This is a genomic window from Microbacterium sp., from assembly GCF_011620715.1.
Taxonomy (GTDB): Bacteria; Actinomycetota; Actinomycetes; order Actinomycetales; family Microbacteriaceae; genus Microbacterium.
In genome coordinates this window covers 1-3856 of sequence record NZ_WOYP01000041.1, presented here as the reverse complement: position 1 = coordinate 3856, position 3856 = coordinate 1, and the positions used below count along the sequence as shown (strand labels likewise).

General features: G+C 64.3%; 3 protein-coding genes and 1 pseudogene. 3 read left to right on the top strand and 1 reads right to left on the bottom strand.

Features of this window, described 5'->3' with window-relative positions:
* Nucleotides 1–662, bottom strand: a 662-nt coding sequence (locus QZV84_RS04015) for a DUF1028 domain-containing protein (RefSeq protein WP_292825646.1), incomplete at its 3' end; no start/stop codon positions are given.
* Between the two features lie 179 nt (nucleotides 663–841).
* On the opposite strand from QZV84_RS04015, the gene QZV84_RS04010 reads away from it, so the two are divergent.
* The 3 genes and pseudogenes from QZV84_RS04010 to QZV84_RS04000 form a co-directional block, all read left to right on the top strand.
* Complete coding sequence (locus tag QZV84_RS04010) at nucleotides 842–2368, top strand: ABC transporter substrate-binding protein (protein WP_292825644.1); 1527 nt, start codon at nucleotides 842–844, stop codon at nucleotides 2366–2368.
* Between the two features lie 36 nt (nucleotides 2369–2404).
* A complete protein-coding gene (locus tag QZV84_RS04005; protein WP_292825640.1) occupies nucleotides 2405–3379 on the top strand; it encodes an ABC transporter permease in 975 nt (324 codons plus the stop codon).
* Nucleotides 3376–3856, top strand: a pseudogene (locus tag QZV84_RS04000) (ABC transporter permease); the annotation flags it as partial. The gene QZV84_RS04005 and the pseudogene QZV84_RS04000, both read left to right, overlap by 4 nt.

Below are 3856 nucleotides of genomic sequence, written 5' to 3'. Positions count from 1 at the left end.
GGGTCCGGGTCGTCATCGGCCCGAAGATCGATGTCGACGTCAGGCGGCCACATGAGGTCGCTGCTCCGACGCGCGACGAGAAGGCAGGAGCTGAAGACTCCACGCGAATCGCCGCCGGCATCTTCGGCGGCGCCGAGCGCCGCGATGAGAGTGCGTGCCATGGTCTCCACGGCGACGGTCACGAAGTCGAGAGGACGGCCGCTCTCATCGACGCGAACCGTATGGTCCGGGGTTTCGGCCGGTTCGATGGTCGCCGGGCGGCCGGCGAGCACTCTAGCGGCGGCATCGAGCACAGCGGCGCCGGCCAGGTAGTTGCCGATCGCAAGGTATCCTGGTCCGCTCCGCTCGCCGGCCCACGGCGTGCAGAGCGAACCGGTGTGCGAGATCGACCCCGCGTCCCAGGTGATCACGCCAACCTGGCGATACTGCGGTCCGGGATCGCAGGCGAGCGCGGACTCGAGTGCGTCGCGGGGACTGAGTCGCCGACGCAAAGCGGCCAAGATCTCGTGGCGCAGTGCGCGATTCGTCCAGGCCTGCGATGCCACAGCACCTGTCGACGGGTCGATCGCAGCGATCGAGTTGCCGACCGCGAGTGAGGCGCTCGCCGATGCGATGCCGATCACCCCGGCACCAGAGTCAATAGCCAGAACGGTGTATGTCACCAGCGCCTCCACGTTCGATAGTGCCGCCCGAGAGCCTCGGCCTGGTAGAGGGCGATTATGACGATCGTGTTACTCGTCGGCACTGCGGTTGAACCGAGAGCGCAAGTGTCTCATACTGATGGCACGATCACCAGATTGATCGCCTATTGTCTGCGCACGTGTAAACAAAGGAGTCGATGATGAAGAAGGTTCCCGCGTTTGTGGGCATCGCAGCTACCGGGATGCTGGTCTTGAGTGGATGCAGCGCCGGTGAGAGCGTCGATATCGATGGTGGTGGCGACGGCTCCGGCCGCACCTTGATCGCCGCGATCGGAGGCGAGCCCGATCAGCTGGATCCAGCCGTCACATCCGCTTACTTCTCCTTCCAAGTCCTCGAGAACGTGTACGACACCTTGGTGGAGCCTGACGAGAATCTCGAGATGCAGCCTGCGCTGGCGGAGTCTTGGGAGACCTCGGACGACCAGCTCACCTGGACGTTCACGTTGCGTGATGGAGTCACCTTCCACGACGGGTCCGAGTTCACTTCAGAAGATGTCGTCTACTCATACAACCGCATCATCGATGAGGAGCTCTCCCCCTCTTGGCGCTTCACTGCAGTGGAATCGATCACTGCACCCGACGATGCGACCGTTGAGATCACCGTGACACAGCCGACCCCCAACCTGCTGACCCTCATCGGCGGCTTCAAGGGGCTCGCGATCGTCGAGCAGTCGAATGTCGAAAGCGGAGACATCACCCGCAACCCGATCGGCACCGGCCCATTCGCCATGGAGGAGTTTACGAGCGGTGACCACATCACTCTGACGGCCAATCCGGAGTACTGGGGTGGGGAGCCCGCGATCGCGGGAGTGGAATTCCGCTTCATCTCCGAGGGCAGCACGGCGGTCACCGCTCTGAAGGCAGGCGAGATCGATTGGACGGACTCCATCCCCGTGCAGCAGGTCGATGCGCTGAGCTCGGATGAAGGAATCGAACTGGCTGTCGAGCCGAGCAATGACTACTGGTACCTCGCGCTCAACCAAGCCGAGGCACCGTGGAACGACGTTCGTGCTCGCCAGGCGGTCGCGTACGCGATCGACCGCGATGCCATCGTTCAGGCGACGACGTTCGGAACGGGCGCCCAGAACCAGCTCGCGATTCCCGAGCAGAGCATCTGGTACGCCGAGTTCGACGAGTACAGCCTCGATCCCGAGCGGGCACAGGCCCTCTTCGACGAGGTGGGGTTCACCGGCGGGACGCTGGACTTTCTCGCCACGTCCGACTACCCCGAGACGGTGACCGCCGCGCAGATCATCGCCGATAACCTCGCACCTTATGGCATCGAAGTGAACATCAACACGGTCGACTTCGCGACGTGGCTCGATCTGCAGGGCGCGGGCGACTTCGGAATCTACATGCTCAGCTGGCTGGGCAACCTGGACCCTGACGAGTTCTACTACGCGCAGCACCACACAGACGGATCGTTCAACTTCCAGGGCTACTCGAACCCCGAGGTGGACGCTCTGCTGGACGCCGGACGAGTGGAGGTCGACCAGTCCACGCGACAGCAGATGTATGCCGATGCAGCGACGCAGATCGCACAGGACGCGAGCTACATCTACCTGTACAACCCGTCGGTCATTCAGGCCTGGAACCCCAGCGTGGGCGGGTACGAAGCGCGTGGGGACCGCGCGATACGGTTCCGCGATGTGACCATATCGGACTGAGCGATCCTCGTGGCGCTTGCTGAAGAGGCGGCGGTCATGCCGGCCGGACGGATGCTCGGGAACCCGACGCTTCGATTCGTCGGACGTCGGCTGCTGTCAACGGCCGTCGTGCTGCTCGGCGTGATCGTCGTCGTCTTCCTGATGATCCAGCTCGTGCCGGGCGACCCGGTGCGGATCGCGCTCGGCACGCGGTACACGCCGGAGGCATACGCCGCACTGCGCGAGGCGTCGGGTCTCGACCAGCCGGTGTGGGAGCAGTTCTTCACCTATCTCTCCGGAGTGCTGACCGGCGATCTCGGGGTGAGCTTTCGCACCGGCCAGCCCGTGACGGTCGCCCTGCTCGAGCGCCTCCCGGCTACCGTGTCGCTTGCCGCCGTCGGCATCTTCATTGCTCTGATCATCGCCATTCCCGCCGGGCTCTGGTCAGCTTTGCGCGAGGGAAGGGTGAGCGACGCGATCATTCGCGTCGGAAGCCAGTTCGGCGTCTCGGTCCCCGACTTCTGGATGGGGCTGCTGCTGATCAGCCTGTTCGCCGCTACCCTCGGGTGGCTTCCGTCGTCGGGCTACGTTCCGCTCCTGAGCGATCCGTGGGAATGGGGCCGCCATGTGCTACTTCCGGCAGTGACCGTGGGGGTGGTCGCCGGCGCGATCATGACCCGATACGTGCGTGCGGCCGTCCTCGAGGTCAGTGCGATGGCGTATGTGCGGACGGCGCGGTCCAAAGGATTGCCGCCGGCAACCGTCACCTTGCGTCACATCGGACGCAACGCCCTGATCCCGGTGCTGACGATCACGGGGATACAGCTTGCTACGATCCTCGGTGGTGTCATCGTCGTGGAGGTCGTGTTCGCCTGGCCGGGCCTGGGCCGTCTTGTCTACAATGCCGTCGCCGTGCGCGACTACCCGCTCATCCAGGGTGCGATCCTGCTGATCGCGATCATGTTCCTGGCCGTGAACCTCATCGTCGACATCCTCTACGCGGTGATCGATCCCAGGATCCGGCTCTCATGATCGACACTTCCGCAATCCGAACCGCGGCGGCGGCCGACCACGCCGAGTCCGATCGCGTCCCCTCGTGGCGCCTCCTGCTGCGCAACCCGGTCACCGTTGCAAGCGCGCTGGTTCTTGTTGTCGTCGCTTTCGTCGCTGTCTTCGCACCCGGGCTCGCTCCCTACGGAATCAACGACATCGATGTGCCCAACGCCCTGCAGGCACCTTCGGCCGCGCACTGGTTCGGCACTGACGACCTAGGACGTGACATCTACTCGAGAGTGCTGGTGGCAACGACTGTCTCGATGCAAGTCGCTCTCGTCTCGGTCACCTTCGCCTTCGTGCTCGGAGTCAGCCTCGGCATCGTCTCCGGCTACTTCGGCGGGCCCCTCGACGCCGTCCTGATGCGCATCGTCGATGTGATGTTCGCGTTCCCGGTGATCCTGCTGGCACTCGCCATCATCGCGGTCCTCGGACCCGGGCTGCCGACCACGATGC